General features: G+C 66.9%; 19 protein-coding genes. 12 read left to right on the forward strand and 7 right to left on the reverse strand.

The features are described from left to right. Window positions 1–56: 56 nt before the first annotated feature. Together ACQHI0_RS31035 and ACQHI0_RS31040 are read left to right on the forward strand one after the other, a co-directional pair. Complete coding sequence (locus tag ACQHI0_RS31035) at window positions 57–692, forward strand: TetR/AcrR family transcriptional regulator (RefSeq protein WP_427905280.1); 636 nt, start codon at window positions 57–59, stop codon at window positions 690–692. A 355-nt stretch (window positions 693–1,047) separates the two neighbouring features. Next, on the forward strand, window positions 1,048–1,260 hold the full coding sequence (locus ACQHI0_RS31040; RefSeq protein WP_427905281.1) for a hypothetical protein: 213 nt from the start codon (window positions 1,048–1,050) through the stop codon (window positions 1,258–1,260). 229 nt (window positions 1,261–1,489) lie between these two features. Here ACQHI0_RS31040 and ACQHI0_RS31045 read toward each other — a convergent pair whose 3' ends face one another. Continuing rightward, on the reverse strand, window positions 1,490–2,122 hold the full coding sequence (locus tag ACQHI0_RS31045) for a Uma2 family endonuclease (protein ID WP_427905282.1): 633 nt from the start codon (window positions 2,120–2,122) through the stop codon (window positions 1,490–1,492). A gap of 173 nt (window positions 2,123–2,295) precedes the next feature. Here ACQHI0_RS31045 and ACQHI0_RS31050 point away from each other — a divergent pair, with 173 nt between their 5' ends. Then, window positions 2,296–2,643, forward strand: coding sequence for a YciI family protein (locus ACQHI0_RS31050; protein WP_427905283.1), 348 nt, complete (start codon window positions 2,296–2,298; stop codon window positions 2,641–2,643). Next, window positions 2,640–3,863, forward strand: a complete 1,224-nt coding sequence (locus ACQHI0_RS31055; RefSeq protein ID WP_427905284.1) for an RNA polymerase sigma factor — start codon at window positions 2,640–2,642, stop codon at window positions 3,861–3,863. The genes ACQHI0_RS31050 and ACQHI0_RS31055 overlap by 4 nt, the downstream gene beginning before the upstream one ends. 59 nt (window positions 3,864–3,922) lie before the next feature. On the opposite strand, the gene ACQHI0_RS31060 is transcribed toward ACQHI0_RS31055, so the two are convergent. Further along, window positions 3,923–4,924, reverse strand: a complete 1,002-nt coding sequence (locus ACQHI0_RS31060; protein WP_427905285.1) for a 1-aminocyclopropane-1-carboxylate deaminase/D-cysteine desulfhydrase — start codon at window positions 4,922–4,924, stop codon at window positions 3,923–3,925. A 13-nt stretch (window positions 4,925–4,937) separates the two neighbouring features. Then, on the reverse strand, window positions 4,938–5,363 hold the full coding sequence (locus tag ACQHI0_RS31065; RefSeq protein ID WP_427905286.1) for a hypothetical protein: 426 nt from the start codon (window positions 5,361–5,363) through the stop codon (window positions 4,938–4,940). 202 nt (window positions 5,364–5,565) lie between these two features. Between ACQHI0_RS31065 and ACQHI0_RS31070 the strand changes: the two genes are divergently transcribed. Then, a complete protein-coding gene (locus tag ACQHI0_RS31070; protein ID WP_427905287.1) occupies window positions 5,566–5,979 on the forward strand; it encodes a DUF6069 family protein in 414 nt (137 codons plus the stop codon). A 58-nt stretch (window positions 5,980–6,037) separates the two neighbouring features. On the opposite strand, the gene ACQHI0_RS31075 is transcribed toward ACQHI0_RS31070, so the two are convergent. Both ACQHI0_RS31075 and ACQHI0_RS31080 read right to left on the reverse strand, forming a co-directional pair. Continuing rightward, window positions 6,038–6,463: an HIT family protein gene (locus tag ACQHI0_RS31075; protein ID WP_427905288.1), complete on the reverse strand. Its 426-nt coding sequence runs from the start codon at window positions 6,461–6,463 to the stop codon at window positions 6,038–6,040. A 14-nt stretch (window positions 6,464–6,477) separates the two neighbouring features. Beyond that, complete coding sequence (locus tag ACQHI0_RS31080) at window positions 6,478–6,855, reverse strand: PH domain-containing protein (protein ID WP_378966914.1); 378 nt, start codon at window positions 6,853–6,855, stop codon at window positions 6,478–6,480. 193 nt (window positions 6,856–7,048) lie between these two features. On the opposite strand from ACQHI0_RS31080, the gene purD reads away from it, so the two are divergent. Further along, window positions 7,049–8,332 carry a phosphoribosylamine--glycine ligase gene (gene purD / locus ACQHI0_RS31085; RefSeq protein WP_427905289.1) on the forward strand — a complete coding sequence of 428 codons (1,284 nt, stop codon included), beginning with the start codon at window positions 7,049–7,051 and terminating at the stop codon, window positions 8,330–8,332. Window positions 8,333–8,351: 19 nt separating this feature from the next. Here purD and ACQHI0_RS31090 read toward each other — a convergent pair whose 3' ends face one another. Beyond that, complete coding sequence (locus ACQHI0_RS31090) at window positions 8,352–9,485, reverse strand: M23 family metallopeptidase (protein WP_427905290.1); 1,134 nt, start codon at window positions 9,483–9,485, stop codon at window positions 8,352–8,354. A gap of 127 nt (window positions 9,486–9,612) precedes the next feature. Here ACQHI0_RS31090 and ACQHI0_RS31095 point away from each other — a divergent pair, with 127 nt between their 5' ends. From ACQHI0_RS31095 to ACQHI0_RS31115, 5 genes are all read left to right on the forward strand, one after another. Next, window positions 9,613–10,776 carry a pyridoxal phosphate-dependent aminotransferase gene (locus ACQHI0_RS31095; RefSeq protein ID WP_427905291.1) on the forward strand — a complete coding sequence of 388 codons (1,164 nt, stop codon included), beginning with the start codon at window positions 9,613–9,615 and terminating at the stop codon, window positions 10,774–10,776. 157 nt (window positions 10,777–10,933) lie between these two features. Beyond that, on the forward strand, window positions 10,934–11,587 hold the full coding sequence (locus tag ACQHI0_RS31100; RefSeq protein ID WP_427905292.1) for a TetR/AcrR family transcriptional regulator: 654 nt from the start codon (window positions 10,934–10,936) through the stop codon (window positions 11,585–11,587). 6 nt (window positions 11,588–11,593) lie between these two features. Then, complete coding sequence (gene purB, locus ACQHI0_RS31105; protein ID WP_427905293.1) at window positions 11,594–13,015, forward strand: adenylosuccinate lyase; 1,422 nt, start codon at window positions 11,594–11,596, stop codon at window positions 13,013–13,015. An 82-nt stretch (window positions 13,016–13,097) separates the two neighbouring features. Beyond that, window positions 13,098–13,520 carry an HIT family protein gene (locus tag ACQHI0_RS31110; protein WP_427905294.1) on the forward strand — a complete coding sequence of 141 codons (423 nt, stop codon included), beginning with the start codon at window positions 13,098–13,100 and terminating at the stop codon, window positions 13,518–13,520. Between the two features lie 159 nt (window positions 13,521–13,679). Next, complete coding sequence (locus ACQHI0_RS31115) at window positions 13,680–14,612, forward strand: alpha/beta hydrolase (RefSeq protein ID WP_427905295.1); 933 nt, start codon at window positions 13,680–13,682, stop codon at window positions 14,610–14,612. Window positions 14,613–14,620: 8 nt separating this feature from the next. On the opposite strand, the gene ACQHI0_RS31120 is transcribed toward ACQHI0_RS31115, so the two are convergent. Next, window positions 14,621–15,436: a glucose 1-dehydrogenase gene (locus ACQHI0_RS31120; protein WP_427905296.1), complete on the reverse strand. Its 816-nt coding sequence runs from the start codon at window positions 15,434–15,436 to the stop codon at window positions 14,621–14,623. A gap of 143 nt (window positions 15,437–15,579) precedes the next feature. Here ACQHI0_RS31120 and ACQHI0_RS31125 point away from each other — a divergent pair, with 143 nt between their 5' ends. After that, entirely contained in the window at window positions 15,580–17,727 is a 2,148-nt protein-coding gene (locus tag ACQHI0_RS31125) for a S9 family peptidase (protein WP_427905297.1), read from the forward strand. Window positions 17,728–17,768 lie beyond the last annotated feature (41 nt).

Raw genomic sequence — 17,768 nt, forward strand, 5'->3', positions numbered from 1 at the left:
ATAGTACAGACATACTATGAAGTAGAGTCGTCCATGGTCAGAGAGAAGGAGCGCGCGTGCCACGATTGGTCGACCACGAACTGAGGCGACGGCAGATCACCGGCGCCGTACGGCGACTCATCGTCCGCGGCGGCCTGGACGCGGTCACCTTCCAATCGGTCGCCGCCGAAGCGGGCTTTTCGGTGAGCCTGGTGCAGTACTACTGCGGCACGAAGAAGGATCTCCTCCTCGCCACCTACCGATCGGTGATGGAAAACGTCGGTACACGATTCGCGCAGCGCTGGGCCGCCTTGGGCGAGGACGTAATGCCCCGCGAAGCCATTCGCGCAGTGCTGACCGAACTACTTCCACTCGACGAACAGCGCCGGGAGGAGACCATCGTTCTCGGAGCGTTCGGCACGGGCTCGGTCACCGGTCAAGGCATCACACCCGAAGAAACGCTCACAGCATCGCGGCTGCTGGTCTCCATCGTTTCCGACCAGCTCGGGCGAGCCGACCATCTCGAACCCTCGGTGAATCGAATCGACCTCATCGCCGAACTCATCACGGCATCCATCGCCGGAATCGCCCAGGGCATGATCCAAGGCCACGGGACATCCCAGCGGGCAATCGAACTCGTCGACCAACAACTCGACCTTGTCCTCGGAAGTCAAACCCGAAAGCATCCGAGTCGTAGCAACCGTGCACCGTGAGGTACGGACTGCCCGCCTCCGGCCGAGGAGCGTCTTGCGGTACAGCAACTTCCGCCGTTGCGGCCGGGCCGGCTCAACATGTTCATCAATCGATCGTTTTAGAGACAAGCGAGCGCGGTGTGGAAACCTCAGATCCTGGGCGGTTCCGCCGAGAATCGGCAAGATGAGTACCGGCGAGAACGACGACTCACGAGAACGACGACTCAGGAGATACCTCTGCTCCCGATGATCTGAGCGGCCTGGTCACTTCCGACCTGGGGCCTGGGATCGAAGTCTTGATGCGGGCGTCAGCCGACAGGCGTCGAAGGCGTTCGCCGCGCTCGGTGATCTGAATGAGGCAGAACGGCAGTTGGACATGAGCGTGGCGGCCTGGAACCCGGAGACGCACACCCGGATTCGGGCACTGACGGAAATCGAGACCCGACTGCTGCGCTGGAAACTCGGACGGCATGAAGACGCGGCCCAGTTGTGGCGGTCGGCGCTGCAGGTCGTGGCCGGGGTGGATTCCGACCGCACCCGCAAGGCGGTCGCCAAGGTCGCTGCCGTCGCGCCGGAGATGGCTGTGTGAGGCGCTGCGCCGCCCAGGTCAGGCAGTGATTCCGGTGGCCTCACCCTGGCCTCATTTTGGACGCAATCTCTACTGATTACCGGTGATCACCACTGATCACCACTGACATTGTTTCCACTGGTCGGGACACGAAAAGGCCCCCTGCCTGGGCTGACCCGTGAGTTCAATCCTGACAGGGGGCTCGACAAGCGCCCCGGATCCGTCCGGGGCGTTTTTTCGTGCGTTGCGTCTAGTAGGCGAGGCTTTCCGGCGGGATCGTGAAGGGGAACGGGAGGTGGTAGGCGAAATCGCCGTCGCCTGCCCACTGCGCGACCGGCTCGTAGTGGAACGCACGCAGTGGCGTGACGCCGATCGGGCGGTGTTCTGGAGCGGGCAGCAGGGCGTTGATCCGAATCGTTACTGACTGCTCCCCGGCATCGACCTCCCAGTACCAAGGGATGCCCGCCTCGGTGTAGCGGGTGGTCTTTCGGTTCATATCCTGAACGGAGTTCGCCGGTGACAAGACCTCACCGGCGATGACCACAGCTGACGCCGGAACATCCTGATCCTGGTCCGGTAAGCAGCTGTACAAGATGAAGTCAGGTTTGAGGAAGTCGTTCTTGGCACTGAAGAAGACCGGCTGCTCGACGTCGGCTTCGAAGCATTCATCGCGCTCTGCCTGCACTACTGACCAGGCGGACTCCAACGCGTTGCGCAGGCGCACGGCCGCCCGCTGATTACGGCGAGGTCCTGTGCGTGCCCAGATGACATGACCACGGTCGAGTCCTTCCACGCACTGCGCGATGGCATCGGGCAGTGCCAGGTATTCCTCCCAGGTGAGCGTTTCGGGGAGTTCACCGGCACAGCCGAGATCTGCGGTCACCCTGCAAGGCTAGCTGTCCGGTCATGGCGGCGGTGGCGGAAGGGAAGTGCAAGCCGAGGCGCGTTTCGTGGAAGATTCGAGGAATCTCGGTGAGAGTTGTCGTATTCGTGTTCGGTCGTTCGTGGTGTTGGTAGAGGCAGCCGATCGGCGGCCACCGACGAAGGGAAATCGCCATGACGCAGTACCTGCTTTCCGTAGTTGTCGATCCGAGTGCGTACGACATTCCGCAGGAGGAGGCGCAGCCGCAGTACGACGCGACCGGGAGGTTCAACGACGAACTCAAGGCCGAAGGGGCGTGGGTGTTCGCGGGCGGGCTCGGGCGGATCGACGAGGCGACCACGGTCGACAACACCGGCGCTGACGTGGTGGTCAAAGACGGGCCGTATGCCGAGACCAAGGAATGCCTCGGCGGGTTCTGGGTCGTGGAGGCTCCCGACCTCGATGCCGTGCTGAAGATCGCCGCCAGGGCGTCGAAGGTCTGTGAGCAGCGGATCGAGATCAGGACGTTCGACGGCGCATGAGCGAGGACACTCGCGCGCGGATCGATCGGATCTATCGCGAGGAGTACGGCCGGGTGGTCGCCTCGCTCGCGCGACGGTTCGGCGATCTCGATATCGCCGAAGACGCCGCGGGCGAGGCCCTGCTCACCGCCATCGAACGGTGGCCGGTCGACGGCATCCCGCCCAACCCGGGCGGCTGGCTCACCAAGACCGCGGGCAACCGCGCCATCGACCGGATTCGCCGGGAATCACTGCGCGACTCGAAACACCAGGCAGCCATGATCATCGAAGATCACGCACCGCACGACGCGACCGGACCGGTCAACGACGATCGTCTCCGGCTCGTATTCACTTGTTGCCATCCGGCATTGGCGCCGGAGGCGCGAGTCGCGCTGACCCTACGCCTGCTCGGCGGGCTCACGGTCGGCGAGATCGCCAGTGCGTACCTTGTTGCCGAAACGACTATGGCGCAACGCATCACCCGCGCCAAAGCCAAGATCAAAGCCGCGCGCATCCCGTTCCGCGTGCCCGATCGCGATGACGTCACCGATCGGCTGGGCGGAGTGCTCGAGGTCGTCTATCTCATCTTCAATGAGGGGTATCTAGCTGGCGCGCAATCGATTCGGGCCGATCTCATGGCCGAGGCGATCCGGCTCGGCCGCATCATGCGCGACCTGCTGCCCGATGACGGCGAGGTTGCCGGCTTGCTCGCGCTGATGTTGCTCATCGATGCGCGCAGTGCCGCGCGGTTCGCAGGCGGTGAGCTGGTGACCCTCGACGAGCAGGACCGTGGCGGCTGGGACCACGCCCTCATCGCCGAAGGCCACACGCTCGTCCGCGAATGCCTGAGCCGAGTCGCGGCAGGCGGACCTCGCCCCGGCCGCTACCAGCTCATGGCGGCGATCAACGCCGTCCACACCGACGCGACCGACTACCGCGACACCGACTGGAGCCAGATCGTCGCCCTCTACGACCAGCTCTACGCTGTGACCCCCACCCCGATCGTCGCCCTCAACCGAGCCGTCGCCATCGCCGAACTCGACGGCCCCAATGTGGCTCTGGCGCAGATAGATTCACTCCCGCTCGACGGGTATCACGCCTGGCACGCCGCCCGCGCCGAGCTACTGCGCAGGTTGGGACGCGGCGCCGAGGCGAGGTCCGCCTACGACGCCGCGATCGCCGCCACGCAGAACCCGGCGGAACGCGCGTACCTGGCCAGGAGGCGCGAGCATCTCGTGTAGAGCTGCTATGTCCTGCGGGGATGGCGCACTGTGGGCGTCGTCGGCGGGCGGAAGCTCGGTCAGCGCGGTCCGTTCGTGTTGAGGAAGAGGACGGGGCCGTCGCCGAACGTGCCCTGCTCGTTCATCGCCAGCAGCGCCGCCATGGCCTTGGCGGTGTAGACGGGTTCGAGGTGTAGGCCCTCGCGCTCGGCCGACAAAGTCTGGGCGCGTTCGCCTTCCGGCATGGGGTGGCCGTAGCCGCTGCCGAGCCAGTCGATGACGATGTCGATGTCCTCGACTCGCGGTTCGAGATCGGACAGGTCCGCGCCTCGCTGACATAGCAGTCGCACGGTGCGGTGGGCGAGCCGGGTAATCGTCGCTGAGTCAAGCCGCAGCGTGTCGTTGACTACGACACCCACTGCTCGGGTCGTCAAGCCTGCCATCCGCAAACCGAGTTGCAGCCCCGCGATCGTCCCGCCGGATCCGACGGCGGTCACGAGGTGGGTGGGCTCGGGCAGCTCCCCGCGGTGTACCTGTCCGGCCAGTTCGAGCGCGGCCTCGAGGTATCCGAGGACCCCGATCGGCGAGGATCCGCCGGGTGGCAGGTAGTAGGGCAGATGCCTACCGCTGGTGTGCCGGGCGAACAGCATCGGCGCGGCGAGGATGGTCCGCGTCTTCGAATGCGTGAAATGTATCGCGGCGCCGCTGTTCTCGAGTCGGCTCAGCTGTGCGCGGACGTGCTCATCCACAGGCTGGTCGACGAGAGCGAGAGCGGTGCGGAGTCCGTGGTCGCGTGCGTACAGGGCGACGGCCAGGCCCCAGTTCGTCCCCAATCCGCCGACGGTCAGGATGGTCCGGGAGCCGCGCCGATGTGCGTCGGGGAGAATCCATTCCAGCTTGCGGACTTTGTTGCCACCCCACCCGCCGTCACCGAATGCGCAGTCGTCTTTGAGCCAGACCGGCGCGCCACCGGCAGGCAGCGCATCGAGTCGGCGCACCGGTGTCGGGCCGGAGCCGAGTCCGATATGCGGCAGGGTTTCGCGCAGGTGTGGAAAGCGTTGGTGCAGAAGCGGAGTGTTCATCGGCTGACGAGCGCTACGGTACGTAGAGGTCCGCGCCGGAGCAGTTCATGGTCTGGCCCGCGGAAAGACCGGAGGTGCCGACCGCACCGGTCAGGCGGACCGTGCCCCACCCGGTGTGTACGTCGAAGCTGGGCATATTGCCGCCGACGGTGCCGTTCTGGGCGGCGACGCCGGATTCGCCGGTGTCGAGGTTGGTCCAGTTGACGGTGGCGTGGTAGCCGAACGGGCCGAACATCGACTCCGCGCGCGGCTGGATCGAGATGGTGCCCGGTCGGTCGTCCGACGAGGTTGCCACGAGGGACAGGTAGAACGGGTACAGGTGGAAGTTCGCGTTCGAACCGAGGCACTGAACTTTCGCCTCGCGCACCTCCGCCGACGCTGTTCCCGCACCGAGTAGCGAAATGGCGACGATGGTGATGAGTCCGACGGTCGAACGCATGGGCGAAACCTTCCGATAGGAACGAACCGGAGCCCAGTACATCGTTTCCTGGGCGAAAGAACAAGGGAGCTCGTCGATACCGGCGCCGAACCGTGTCCGTGGGGTTGAAAGAACTTCGCCGCGACCTGTCGTATTCGGCCGGTCCTGTTCGTGGAACTGATGAGCGGCGGCAACAGGCCGCCACACCACACAGGAGTCCGACATGACTACTTACGCCGCATCCACCGTCCGTAGCAGTTCCGCGTTCTGGCGTCCCGCCGCCGCGGCAGCCGTCGTAGCCGCGGCGGCGACCACGGCCGTCGCCGCTGTAGCTCACGCAGCCGGCGTTTCCCTCGCCATCGAAGGTCAGCAGATCCCACTCGCCGGATTCGCCCAGCTCACCCTGATCTTCGCCGCGATCGGCATCCTCTTGGCCGCCGCCCTGCGCAAGTGGGCCGGAAATCCCCGCACCGTCTTCGTCCGAACCACGATCGCACTGACCGCTTTGTCGCTGGTCCCCGATGTATTCGTGAACGCCGCGGTCGAAACCAAGCTCACCCTGATGCTCACCCACCTCGTCGCCGCCGCGATCGTCATCCCGGTGGTCGCCGCCCGACTCGCTCGCCGGGGTGAATGACGCTCACCGACTGCGGCCGCGGGCGTCCCCGGGCCGCTCCGGTTCCATCGGCAGGTAATCAGGCGGGGACGTTGGCTCCGTAGCCGAGGTCGCGCAGGGCGGACTTGATCTTGGTCTGGGCCTCGTCGAGGGATTCGGGGGTGGGGTCGGTGTTGGCGCCGGAGATGTCGAAATCGCCCATCGAGTAGGCGGGGAAGACGTGGGTGTGCAAGTGGGGGACCTCGAGGCCGGCGATCAGCAGGCCGGCGCGTGGCGCGTCGAAGGCGACGCGGACGGCCTGGCCGATCTTCTGGGCGACGCCCATCATCGTGGCCGTCGTGGCGGGATCAACGTCTTGCCACTGGTCGATCTCCGCGCGCGGGACGACGAGGGTGTGACCCTGGGTGACGGGGGCGATGGTGAGGAAGGCGACGAACTCGTCGTCTTCCCAGACGAAGCGACCGGGGATCTGACCTGCGATGATCGCGCTGAAGACGGATGCCATACCGCTGAGCGTAGCTAGATCGACACGAAATGCGACAGGATGCCCTGCACCTCGTAGATGTCGACCTGACGGTTGAAACGCTGCTTGACCGGCTCGTCGCCGCTGCCGATCCAGATGTAGAGCTCGGCGTCGAGGTCGAAGGTGCCCGCGGTTTCGACGGCGAAGTGGCTGATCGAACGGTAGGGGATGCTGTGGTAGCTCACTTTGCGGCCCGTGACGCCCTGTTTGTCGACCATGATCAGGCGGCGGTTGGTGAACAGCATGGCGTCGCGCACCAGGATGAACGCGGCGTACACCTGCTCGCCCTGGCCGAACAGCTTCGCGTACTCCTGCTGAGCGGCGGCCGGATCTATGCGACCGGCATTGCCCATCATCCCGTCGAGCAGGCCCATGATGTGCTCCCCGTTTCGGTGGCGGCTGCCGTGCCGCACCTGGTTCCATTGTGGCGCAATCGAACCCGGGGTGCGAGGGCTCCGGCTGATGGTTGCTCCCGAGGTAGCGCAACGGTGTATCGGTTCGCGATGTGCGAAGTGCGCGGTCAGGGGCGTGCGCAAGGTGCGCGCAGTGCGCGACTAATCTGAGGCCGTGCGCGTACTCGTCATCGGTTCCGGAGCCCGTGAACATGCCCTCGTCCTGGCGCTGCGCCGGGATCCGTCCGTGACGGCGGTGATCGCCGCTCCGGGCAACCCCGGCATCGGCCAGCACGCCGAGCTACGCCCGGTCGACCCCTGCTCCGGCGAAGACGTCGCCGCTCTCGCTGCCGAAACGGCCGCTGACCTGGTGGTGATCGGTCCCGAGGTGCCGCTCGTGCTCGGTGTCGCCGATGTCGTGCGCGCGGCGGGGTTCCCGGTGTTCGGCCCGTCGGCCGACGCGGCGCGGATCGAAGGGTCGAAGGCGTTCGCCAAAGATGTGATGTCGGTGGCCGGGGTGCGCACCGCGCACAGCGAGATCGTCGACAGCCCGGCCGAGCTGGACGCGGCGCTGGATCGCTTCGGCCCGACCTGGGTCGTCAAGGACGACGGGCTCGCCGCGGGCAAGGGTGTGGTGGTGACCGCCGACCGGCACGCGGCCCGCGACCACGGCGCCGAACTGCTCGAACAAGGTCACCCGGTGCTGCTCGAGTCATTCCTGGATGGCCCAGAGGTCTCGCTGTTCTGCCTGGTCGACGGCGAAACCGTGATCCCGCTGCTGCCCGCGCAGGACCACAAGCGCGTCGGCGACGGCGACGCGGGCCCGAACACCGGCGGCATGGGCGCCTACACTCCGCTGCCGTGGCTGCCCGCGGAGACGCTGAACGAGATCGTCGAAGACGTGGTGAAGCCGGTCGCCGCCGAACTCGTCGCGCGGGGCAGCTCGTTCTCCGGCCTGCTGTACGCGGGGCTGGCGATCGGCACGAACGGCCCGGCAGTCGTCGAATTCAATTGCCGCTTCGGCGATCCCGAGACCCAGGCGGTGCTGGCACTGCTCGACAGCCCGTTCGCCGAACTCCTGCACGCCACCGCGACCGGGCGGCTCGCCGAGGTAGCCGCACCGCGCTGGAAGGACGGTTCGGCGATCACCGTCGTGCTGGCCGCCGAGAACTACCCGGCCCGCCCCCGCACCGGCGACGTGATCACCGGTGCCGAAGACAGTGCGCTCGAGGGCGAAACCCTTGTGCTGCATGCCGGTACGGGGCAGCGCGAAGACAAGGCGCTGGTGTCGGCGGGTGGTCGCGTGCTGAATGTGGTCGGTGTCGGTGCGGATCTCGCGCAGGCCAGGGAGCGCGCCTACGCCCGGCTGGCCGGAATCAAGTTGGCGGGCAGCCACTTCCGTACCGACATCGGTGCGACCGAAGTTGTTGTGCCGGAACGGAATACCGTCGCGAAGTAGTTCGCGTTCCCGCGCCGGGCTATGTCAGTTGTAGCCCGTGCACGGCCAACCAGGCCTGTGGGTCCACATGCTGACCGTTCTGCACGATCTCGAAGTGCAGGTGCGGGCCGGTCGAATCGCCGCGATTGCCGATGCGGGCGATCTGCATTCCGGCGGGGACGCGCTCGCCCTGGGAGACGAAGAAGTCGTACATGTGGCCGTAGATGCTGATGGTGCCGTCGTCGTGGCGGATACGGACCCACAGGCCGAAGCCCTGGGCCGGGCCCGCCTCGACCACGGTCCCGTCGGCCACGGCGTAGATGGGGCTGCCGATGGGGCCCGCGATGTCGATGCCGCGGTGCATGGTGCCCCAGCGGGAGCCGAAACCGGACGTGAACGCGCCCTTCGCGGGCAGGCTGAACCCGCCGACCGAGGGAGTCGATCCGGGGACCATCGCACCGGGAACCACCGGGGCGCGCTGGCCCATCCAGTCCTGCCATTCACCCGAGGCCGCGGCCGCTGCCTCCGCTTTCGCGCGTTCGAGGGTGGCGCGGGCCGCCGCGGCGACCACGTGTGCCTCGCGACGCTTCTCACCCGCGTCGATGGCATTGAGCATGCGGGTCGCCGATTGCGGGTTGGGGAGCAGTTGCGGGGGATAGGCGATCGCCACGTGGATCGCTTCGCCGGGTGCGAGTGGGGGCCCGTCGACGACGCCGCCGAACTGTCCGTCGGCAGCGACGAACACCGCCACCGCGACCATTCCGGCGATGAGTACCCGCCGCTCGACCAGCACCTGACGCACCCGCTCGCGACTCGGCCGCCGCGCCCACAGCCCCTCTGCCTGCGCCTTGGGCCGCCGCCAGAAAACCTTGCGCACCTCACCACTGCGCAGCTCACCGGCGATCTCCCCGACCACCGGATACCGCGCCGCCCACTCGGCCATCCGATCGCGCGTCGCGACCTTCGACGGCAACTGCTCCCGCCAATTCGCCTGCAGGATCCGGCCGTTCACGCTGACGGCCCGGCGTTTCTCGGTGTCACCGGATCGCGCCGATTCGACGGGGTCTTGTCGCGAGGTGTCGATCGGGTGCTGTCCGGCCGTCACCGATTCGGTGTCAACGCTGCGCTCGGGGGTGCCCACCCGCACATCCCGCGCCGTCCGTGTCCGCTTCATCCCGCCCCCGCGCCCCTGCCCCGACGCACCCACAGTGGTCGCGTCGGTGGCTGCGTATTCGCTGTCGGAGCCATTGTGCCGACCATATCTGTGAACACCCACAATCGGGTGCTCTACCGTCTCTCGGGTGTCCAGAGAATCGCGCCGGTCGGCCATTGCCCCTTTCTACGTCATGGATGTGTGGAAGGCGGCAGCTGAACGCGCCAGGTCGCACGGGGATGTGCTGGTACTCGCGGCGGGGCAGCCCTCGACGCAGGCGCCCGCGCCGGTCCTGCGGGCGACCAGGGCGGCTATCGATCACGAATTGCTCGGCTACACCGAGACATTCGGCATTCTGCCGCTGCGCGAGGCGATCGCGGGCCATCACAGCGAGACCTACGGCTACGACGTGCACCCGGACGAGGTGGTGGTGACGACCGGGTCGTCGGGTGCGTTCACGCTGATCTTCCTCGCCGCCTTCGACGCGGGTGACACCGTGGTGGTGGCGCGCCCCGGCTATCCCGCCTACCGCAACACGCTGTCCGCGCTCGGCTGCGAGGTCGTCGAACTGGACTGCGGCCCGCAGACCAGATTCCAGCCGACCGTCGCGATGCTCGAGGCCATGCCCGAGCCACCGAAGGGCCTGGTGGTGGCCAGTCCGGCCAACCCGACCGGCACGATGATCGACCCCACCGAACTCGCCGCGCTGGCCCGCTGGTGTGAGCGGCACGGCACGCTGCTGATCTCCGACGAGATCTACCACGGCATCACCTACGCGGGCGCGAGCACGCCGACCTCCTCGGCGTGGGAGTTCTCCCGCGAATCGGTGGTGATCGGTTCGGTGTCGAAATACTTCTCGATGACCGGCTGGCGGCTCGGCTGGATGCTGGCACCGGCCGACCTGCGCCCGGCGCTGCAACGGCTGGCGTCGAATATGACGGTGTGCCCGCCCGCGATCTCGCAGTACGCGGCCGTGCACGCGTTCGGGCCGGAAGCCAAGGATGAACTGGACGGGCATGTCCGCCGGTACGCGCGCAACCGGTCGTTGCTATCGGAGGGTTTGCCCGCGATCGGAATCACCGATCTCGCGCCGGCCGACGGCGCCTTCTACGCCTACGCCGATATTGGTCATTTGACCGATAATTCTCGGGCCTGGTGCGCCGAGGTACTCACCGAAACCGGCGTCGCACTGGCTCCCGGACTCGATTTCGACACCACGAATGGAAACCACACGGTCCGTTTTTCCTTCGCAGGTGCCACAGACGACATCGCCGCAGCTCTGGAGCGTCTGGGGCGGTTCTTGAAGGGGTGATCCGATGTCGTGTCAACAGTGATGTGCGACAACAACTTTGCCTAGTACGAACACATCTGTGCCGGGATACGGTAAAACTCAGTTATCCCGAATTCCCAGTGTTTCCCCGATGACGATTGCGCACGGTTGAACTGATGATGACTGGCACTCCTGCACGGTGACCACCGCAACGACTCCGAAAGGCGAACGACGTCGTCAGGCTCTGGTGGCGGCGGCGGCCGAGCTGTTGCTCGAGGGCGGATTCGACGCCGTACGACATCGTTCGGTGGCCTCGCGAGCCGATCTTCCGCTCGCGTCGACCACCTACTACTTCGCATCACTGGAAGATCTGATCGCCCGCGCCGTCGAGTTCAGCGGCGCGATCGAACTCGACGCGATGCGCCGCCGGGTCGGCGAGGTCAGCCATCGCAGGCGCGGCACCGAGGCGACGGTCGAGCTCGTGCTCGACGTGCTCGTCGGCCCCGACGACGGCGACCTCGACGCCCGCGGCCAGCTCATCGCCCGCTACGAGCGTTCCGTGGCGTCGGCCCGTCATCCCGAGTTACGTGAGGTCCAGCTCCGACTACGCACGCAGCTCGAAGAACTGCTCGCCGACGTGCTGCGCCGCTCCGACCGAGTGGTGCGCCCCGAGCAGTTACGCAGGATGGTTGCCGTCGTCGACGGTGCGGTGGTCGCCGCGCTGATCGAAGGCCACCCCGAACCACGTCGACCCGCCAGGGCCGGTCTGCTCGAAATGATCGATATCGTCGCCCCGCCCGTGGTCCCGAACGTGATGCCCTCCCAGGCCGAACGGGTGCGGCAATTAGACTGAGTGCTCGTGAGCCTCGTCCCGAATGTCCTCGCCACCCGATACGCCAGCCCGGAGCTCGTCGCGCTCTGGTCGCCCGAGAACAAGATCGTGCTCGAGCGCAGGCTGTGGCTGGAGGTGCTGCGCGCGCAGGCCGAACTCGGAATCGATGTCCCCGCAGGGGTTGTCGAGGATTATGAACGCGTCATCGACCAGGTGGACCTGGCCTCGATCGCCGAGCGTGAGCGGGTCACCCGCCATGACGTGAAGGCGCGCATCGAGGAGTTCAACGCCCTCGCCGGGCACGAGCACGTGCACAAGGGCATGACCAGCCGCGACCTCACCGAGAACGTCGAGCAGCTGCAGATCCGGCTCTCCCTCGAGCACGTCTACAAGCACGGCATCGCGATCGCGGCGCGGCTGGCCGAGCGGGCCGCCGAGTACCAGACCCTGGTGATGGCCGGGCGCTCGCACAATGTCGCCGCGCAGGCCACCACACTGGGCAAACGCTTCGCCTCCGCCGCCGACGAGATGCTGGTCGGTCTCGCGCGGATGCGCGACCTGATCGACCGCTACCCGCTGCGCGGGATCAAGGGCCCGATGGGCACCGCCCAGGACATGCTCGACCTGCTCGACGGTGACGCGAACAAGCTCGCGGCCCTCGAGCAGCAGGTGGCCACACACCTCGGCTTCGCGAACGTGTTCACGAGCGTGGGCCAGGTGTACCCGCGCTCGCTCGATCACGATGTGCTGTCCGCGCTGGTGCAGCTGGGTGCCGGGCCGTCGTCGTTCGCGCACACGATTCGGCTGATGGCCGGGCACGAGCTGGTCACCGAGGGTTTCCAGCCGGGCCAGGTCGGGTCGTCGGCGATGCCGCACAAGATGAACACGCGCTCGTGCGAGCGGGTGAACGGCCTGCAGGTGATCTTGCGCGGCTACGGCTCGATGGCGGCCGAGCTGGCGGGGGCGCAGTGGAACGAGGGCGACGTGTTCTGCTCGGTGGTGCGCCGCGTCGCGCTGCCGGACGCGTTCTTCGCCATCGACGGGCAGATGGAGACCTTCCTGACGGTGCTCGCCGAGTTCGGCGCCTACCCGGCGGTGGTCTCGCGTGAGCTCGACCGGTACCTGCCGTTCCTGGCGACCACCCGCATCCTGATGGCGGCGGTGCGTGCGGGCGTCGGCCGCGAGACCGCGCACGAGGTCATCAAGGAGCACGCGGTGGCGGTGGCGCTGGCCATGCGCGAGCAGGGCCGCGAACCCGATCTGCTGGATCGTCTCGCTGCCGACGATCGGATGCCGCTCGACCGCGCCGGCCTTGACGCGGCGCTCGCCGACAAGGCCGCGTTCATCGGGGCGGCTTCGGATCAGGTGTCCGAGGTGGTCGCGCAGGTGCAGAAGCTGGTCGAGGCGAATCCGGAAGCCGCGCGCTACTCGCCGTCGCCGATCCTGTAGACCCGTGCGAATCAGCCCGCCCCTGCCGCTTTTCCGGCGCAGGTGGCGGGCTTTTGTGCGTCGAGGCCGATACCGTGTGCGGGTGAATCCGTACACGATCTTCGCCGACATCATCGCCGGGCTCGCCCCCGCCTCGAAGGTTTACGAGGACGACGAAGTGCTGGCCTTCATGGATATTCGTCCTGTGACGCCGGGGCACGTCCTGGTGGTGCCCAAGGTGCCCGCGCCGAGTCTGGCCGATCTCGATCCCGCGTTGGGCGGCAAGCTCTTTCAGGTCGGGCAGCAGATCGCGGCCGCGCTGCGCAGCAGTGAAGTGGCGGCCGATGGGGTGAATTTCTTTCTCGCCGACGGGGTGACGGCCGGGCAGGAGGTGTTCCATGTGCACCTGCACGTGATCCCGCGCACGCCCGGTGACGGCTTCGGCCTGCGCGCGCGGCCCACCTCGCCCGCCCGAGCGGACCTCGATTACCTGGCCGGTTCGATCCGGGGCGCGCTCACCCGCTGAATTTCCGGGCGAAGCGGGCATTGCAAACCGTGGAGTTTGCTGGAGAAACGCCCGAAACGCCGAATGCTTCCAGTTTGTTCACCTGTGGGTTACTTTGGACTGTCATTGGCATGCGGTTATGGAGGGTAGATCGTGCGTCGTACAGGTGTTGCTGCTTCAGTGCTGGCTATTGCTCTCGCGTTGATCGGACCGGCGGTGGTGCACCCGGCGACGGCGTCGGCCGCCGAGATCGTCGGGGTGCGTGAGATGACTCCGCACCGGACCGCGATCACGGTCACCTCGCCCGCGATGGGCCGCAATATCGATCTGCAGGTCCTGCACCCGGCGGGCGGCGGCTCGCGCGGCACGTACTACCTGCTCGACGGGCTCGACCCCGGCATCGGCCAGAGCACCTGGACCAACGCCACCGACGCCGAGGCCTTCTTCCGCGGCAAGAATGTGAACGTGGTGCTGCCGATGGGCGGCCAGGCCAGCTACTACACCGACTGGATCGCCGATGATCCGCGTTTCGGCCGGTACAAGTGGGAAACGTTCCTCACCCAGGAGCTGCCCGGCTTGATCGACGGGCACTTCAACGGCAACGGCGTGAACGGCATCGGCGGGCTGTCGATGGGCGGCAACGCGGCCTACATCCTGGCCGTGCGCCACCCCGGCCTCTACCGCGCCGTCGCCGGTTACAGCGCGTGCCCGGACATCGCGATGGCCGCGGGCGCGATGATGTTCTCGATCGTCAACCGGGGTGGCAATCCCGGCAATATGTGGGGTGCGCCCGGCAGTCCCGAGTGGGCCGCGCACGATCCGGCACTGATGCTCGACGGACTGCGCGGCAAGGCGCTGTACATGTCCACCGGCACCGGGATCCCCGGCCCGCACGAGGCCGAACTCAAGCCGACACTGGCCGAGAACATCTTCCTCGGCGGACCCATCGAATTGGGCGTCAACACCTGCATGGTGGCGTTCGACCAGCGGCTGCGCGCCGCGGGCATCGGCGCCAAGATCGACTACCACCCGGTGGGCACGCACTCCTGGTCCTACTGGCAGGACGCACTGCACGCCTCGTGGCCGACTATCGGTCCGGCTCTGGGGGCCTGAGCCGGCAGCTATTGGCCCATGACGTACTTGACGGTCGGACCGGCGGTCCACCCGCCGTCCACCGCCAGCTCCGCGCCCGTGATGTAGGAGGCGGCGTCGGACAGCAGGAACACGACCGCCCCGGCGATCTCGGCAGGTTCCCCGACCCTGCCCATCGGGGTGTTCGGGTAGTTGCCCCCGCCTTCTCGGATTCCGGTTCCGGAGGTCATCGGGGTGAAGGTCATACCGGGGTGAACGGAGTTCACTCGGATGTTCTCGGTCCCGTTTTCGACCGCGGCGACCTTGGTCAGTCCCCGGACGCCCCACTTCGTCGCGCCGTAGCTCCCGGTGAACGCGAGGCCCATGAGACCCGCAGCGGAAGAGATATTGACAATCGAACCCCCGCCGGCCGATTTCAGCTCGGGCACCACCGCTCGCATGCCGAGAAAAACGCCGACTAGATTGATCTCCACCACTTTTCGGAAATGCTCGAGTGTTTCGGTATCAAAGGGCTGTCCGGTGGAAATGCCCGCGTTGTTGACCAGTCCGGTGACGGTGCCGAATTCGCGCTTCGCCAACGCGATCGCGGCGCCCCACTGTTCTTCGGAGGTGACGTCGAGCTCGGTGAACCGGGCCCGGTCTCCGAGGTCTGCTGCCGTCGCTGCGCCCTCTTCCGCCAGCACATCGGCGATTACGACGTTGGCGCCTGCGGCGACGGCCTGGCGGGCCGTCTCGGCTCCGATGCCGCGTGCCGCGCCGGTGATAACCACTGTCTTTCCGTTCAGATCGGTCACAATGTGCCTTTCCGCTGGTCGACTGGTATCCAGGAAGGCAATTGTAGGCATCGACGGGGTCGGTGCCCGTTGAATTGAGTCGGGGCCTCGATGGCGCGGCGCGGCGCGGGCTGACCAGATGTCGAATGATTCGCCAAGTCGGCTCGCAGCCGAGTTGGCGGGCCCGGCCGGAGAGGTCCGGCTACGGTGGACCCATGCCTGGCGAGAATGAGACGGTGTCGGCGCCGATCGCGAAGAAGGTGCCCTTCGCGCGGGCGCATCACGGCGATACGTTCGTCGACGACTACGAGTGGCTGCGGGATAAGGAAGATCCCGAGGTCATCGCCTATTTGGAGGCCGAGAACGCCTTCACAGCGGCGCAGACCGACCAGTTGCAGCCCCTCCGGGACAAGATCTTCGACGAGATCAAAGCCAGGACGCAGGAAACCGACCTTTCGGTGCCGACGCGGCTGGGCGACTACTGGTATTACTCGCGCAGTTTCGAGGGCAAACAGTACGGCGTGCACTGCCGCTGTCCCGTCGACGCGAACGCCGAGGGCATCGACGCGTGGACGCCGCCGCAGCTGGAGGTGGGCTCGGCGATCGAGGGTGAGCAGGTGCTGCTCGACAGCAACATCCTCGCCGAGGGCCTGGACTTCTTCGCACTCGGCGCGTTCTCGCTGAGCCACGACGGCAACCTGCTGGCCTACTCGGTCGACAGTTCCGGCGACGAGCGCTATACGTTGCGGATCAAGGACCTGCGCACCGGTGAGCTGCTGCCCGACGAGGTCGCGGGCGCGGCGCCGGGGGCGACCTGGTCGCTGGACGGCACGCACATCTTCTATCAGACCGTCGACGAGTCCTGGCGGCCCGACACCGTGTGGCGCCACCGCGTCGGCACCGGCTCCGACGCCGACGTGACCGTGTTCCACGAGGACGACGAGCGCTACTGGGTGAGCGTCGGCGCGACCCGCTCCGAGAAGTACCTGATGATCTGGCTCGGTTCCAAGATCACCACCGAGGGCTGGGTCCTGGAATCGGAGAACCCCGAGGGCGAGTTCCGGGTGCTGCTGCCGCGCCGCGAAGGCGTGGAGTACTCGGCCGAGCACGCGGTGATCGCGGGCGAGGACAAGTTCCTGATCCTGCACAACGATGTGGTCGACGGGGCGAAGGCGGAGAACTTCGTGCTCGCCGTCGCGCCCGCCACCGATCCCTCCGACATGACGACGCTGATCGGGCATCGCGAGGACGTGCGGCTCGAGGACATCGACGCCTTCGCCAACCACCTGGTGCTCAGCTACCGGCGCGACGCGCTGCCCCGCCTGTCGGTGTGGCCGCTCACGCCGGCGGGCTTCGGCGAGCTGACCGAACTCGACTTCGGCCTCGAATTGTTCTCCGCGGGCGCGGGTTCGAGCCCGGAGTGGGAGCAGCCGACGCTGCGCGTCGGGGTCACCTCGTTCATCACGCCGATGCAGGTGTTCGACTACGTGCCTGCCACCGGCGAGCTGCTGCTGCGCAAAGAGCAACCGGTGCTCGGCGGGTACGACGCCAATGACTATGAGCAGCATCGTGATTGGGCGGTCGCCGCCGACGGCACCCGGATTCCGATCTCGATCATCAAGCGCAGCGGGCTGCCCGAGGGGCCGAAACCCGTGCTGCTGTACGGGTACGGCTCCTACGAGGCCAGCATCGATCCGTCGTTCTCGGTCTCGCGGCTGTCGCTGCTCGATCGCGGCATGGTGTTCGCGGTGGCGCATGTGCGCGGTGGCGGCGAGATGGGCAGGCTCTGGTACGAGCACGGCAAGACGCTACTTAAGAAGAACACCTTCACCGACTTCGTCTCCTGCGCAAGACATCTCATCGACAGCGGCGCCACCGCCCCGGACCGCCTGATCGCCGACGGCGGCAGCGCGGGCGGCCTCCTGATGGGCGCCGTCGCCAATCTGGCGCCCGAGCTGTTCACCGGCATCCTCGCCAACGTCCCCTTCGTCGACCCCCTCACCTCCATCCTCGACCCGTCGCTGCCGCTGACGGTGATCGAGTGGGACGAGTGGGGAAACCCCTTGGCGGACAAGGAAGTCTACGAGTACATGAAGTCGTACTCGCCCTACGAGAACGTCGAAGCCAAGGACTACCCGGCCATCCTGGCGATCACCAGCCTCAACGACACCCGCGTGCTCTACGTGGAACCGGCCAAGTGGGTCGCCAAACTGCGCGCCACCAAGACCGGTGCCAACGAGGTGCTGCTCAAAACGGAGATGACCGCAGGCCACGGCGGCGTGAGTGGCCGCTACGAGAAGTGGAAGGAAGTCGGCTTCGAGTACGCCTGGGTCCTGGACCGAGTGGGCCTCGCCGACGCGTAGGAGTAGAACCCGCGGCGCCGGCCGCCGGAAGATGCGAATTC

The organism is Nocardia sp. FBN12 (assembly GCF_050320175.1).
Taxonomy (GTDB): domain Bacteria; phylum Actinomycetota; class Actinomycetes; order Mycobacteriales; family Mycobacteriaceae; genus Nocardia.

Excerpts from the sequence above, each read along its gene's own strand:
- ACQHI0_RS31055 (WP_427905284.1), top strand. The coding sequence starts at position 2,640 with ATGAGCGAGGACACTCGCGCGCGGATCGATCGGATCTATCGCGAGGAG.
- ACQHI0_RS31065 (WP_427905286.1), bottom strand. The coding sequence starts at position 5,363 with ATGCGTTCGACCGTCGGACTCATCACCATCGTCGCCATTTCGCTACTC.
- ACQHI0_RS31040 (WP_427905281.1), top strand. The coding sequence starts at position 1,048 with ATGAGCGTGGCGGCCTGGAACCCGGAGACGCACACCCGGATTCGGGCA.
- ACQHI0_RS31080 (WP_378966914.1), bottom strand. The coding sequence starts at position 6,855 with ATGGGCCTGCTCGACGGGATGATGGGCAATGCCGGTCGCATAGATCCG.
- ACQHI0_RS31050 (WP_427905283.1), top strand. The coding sequence starts at position 2,296 with ATGACGCAGTACCTGCTTTCCGTAGTTGTCGATCCGAGTGCGTACGAC.
- ACQHI0_RS31070 (WP_427905287.1), top strand. The coding sequence starts at position 5,566 with ATGACTACTTACGCCGCATCCACCGTCCGTAGCAGTTCCGCGTTCTGG.
- ACQHI0_RS31060 (WP_427905285.1), bottom strand. The coding sequence starts at position 4,924 with ATGAACACTCCGCTTCTGCACCAACGCTTTCCACACCTGCGCGAAACC.
- ACQHI0_RS31120 (WP_427905296.1), bottom strand. The coding sequence starts at position 15,436 with ATGCCTACAATTGCCTTCCTGGATACCAGTCGACCAGCGGAAAGGCAC.
- ACQHI0_RS31090 (WP_427905290.1), bottom strand. The coding sequence starts at position 9,485 with ATGAAGCGGACACGGACGGCGCGGGATGTGCGGGTGGGCACCCCCGAG.
- ACQHI0_RS31125 (WP_427905297.1), top strand. The coding sequence starts at position 15,580 with ATGCCTGGCGAGAATGAGACGGTGTCGGCGCCGATCGCGAAGAAGGTG.
- ACQHI0_RS31075 (WP_427905288.1), bottom strand. The coding sequence starts at position 6,463 with ATGGCATCCGTCTTCAGCGCGATCATCGCAGGTCAGATCCCCGGTCGC.